This is a genomic window from Mesorhizobium sp. M7A.F.Ca.US.014.04.1.1 (genome assembly GCF_003998745.1).
Classification (GTDB): domain Bacteria; phylum Pseudomonadota; class Alphaproteobacteria; order Rhizobiales; family Rhizobiaceae; genus Mesorhizobium; species Mesorhizobium ciceri.
Map to the genome: position 1 here is coordinate 1 of NZ_RZRW01000974.1, position 1374 is coordinate 1374.

A 1374-nucleotide genomic window follows, 5' to 3' on the forward strand; every position below is an offset into this window, starting at 1 on the left:
CCGCCCCATGGACGGCCCAATAGTGCGGGCCCGGCCGAGGTATGACCCACTAGCCTTCGTCGGATGCCAGTGACAATATCCCACCAGGCGCCACCTGCAGCAGTTCCCTTGGACGGTCCTGTTCTGGCAATGAGATGATCCAGCCATAAGGTGCGCGGCTCAACAGCCTCTACCCCGTAGCATGTCTTTAAAGTGGCTTCTTCGAAGTGCGCTCCGGAGTGCAGCAGCCACATCACACGGGTTTTGTCGTCGACGCTGCCTTCTAAAGGCGCGTGGTAGCGGGAGCAGTCATGACACCCTCCGATGGGGCGGAAGCATGTTCTTCGCTCACAGCCGGCGGCGCCCAGAAACTACCGCCGCGAGAGCAATAATATTTTCAGTCGAGATCATGTGACCGGCAGAAGCGTTCTAGTGCCTCTCTTTCAGAAATCGGGCTTCACGAAGCAGCGAATTCCAATCCGTGCCGATAAGCTTGATCAGACCGCGCGCATCCGGCTCTGAAATACCGACTTCTTCAGACAGACGTCGGGCAAGCAATTGCTGATTGCCCTTTTCGACTCGGCCATCGCCATCCTTTTTCATTGGGTTCCTCCTTTGGGAAGCCAACTTGCGGAATGACCTTTCGTTTCACGAAACAAGAAAAAAGCCCGCGTCCGATTCGCGGCAGCGAGGATAGCGCCATTCGCTAGGGACTGTCGCAGGCGGTGCAAAGCAGGTCCACCTGGGGCGAACCAACACCGCACACCTTCGATAACGTACGCAAACCGGGTCCCAACAGAACCTGCGCGAACCCCGTGCAAGCCGCGCCGAAACGCCCCGCAGCCCCTCAGAATTAATGGGGATTGGCATCGGTGGTGTGTTTTGGGACGTGGGCGGTCAGGCGGGTCTCCTGACCTCCATGTTGAGGAAATGCTTCGGTCCGGGGCCGCCACGGTCCTCGAACGTAGCGGCTATGACGCCAGGGACTGGCATTTCAAGGGCCGCTATGGGAGATGGTCCAAGGGCGCGGGATGCTCGGATCAAAAACCGCGGGAACGCGGCCGTATCTTCTTTGATCACTGCCTGATGAACATGCCCGTATAGGTCTGGCCGGCGAGCGTATGGGTTGCGGACAGCGTGCCGTCGGGCATCATCCTAAAACTGACGTCCGCGCCATTCGGGAGGCGCCCCAGCTTCAACGTATTCCCTACAATTTTTCCTTCGCCCGCGGCCTCACCCGGATTGTCATCGCTCAGAATTCCCCATGCGTAGGTTACGGTCACCTTTCCGTTTGAAGAAACAGATTGAACAGACAGTTTACCTTCATATGTGCCTTCCAATCGCCCGACCCAATTGCCCGAAAAAGCAGCGTACTTTGTTGGAACGCCCTTTGAA

The 1374-nt window shown here is 57.6% G+C and carries 1 protein-coding gene and 1 pseudogene; both read right to left on the reverse strand.

What is annotated here, in order from left to right; genetic code table 11:
- Positions 1 to 408: 408 nt before the first annotated feature.
- Complete coding sequence (locus tag EOA22_RS33675; RefSeq protein WP_013525125.1) at positions 409 to 582, reverse strand: hypothetical protein; 174 nt, start codon at positions 580 to 582, stop codon at positions 409 to 411.
- Between the two features lie 473 nt (positions 583 to 1055).
- Positions 1056 to 1374: pseudogene (locus tag EOA22_RS33680) on the reverse strand (hypothetical protein); the annotation flags it as partial.

Excerpts from the sequence above, each read along its gene's own strand:
- EOA22_RS33675 (WP_013525125.1), bottom strand. The coding sequence starts at position 582 with ATGAAAAAGGATGGCGATGGCCGAGTCGAAAAGGGCAATCAGCAATTG.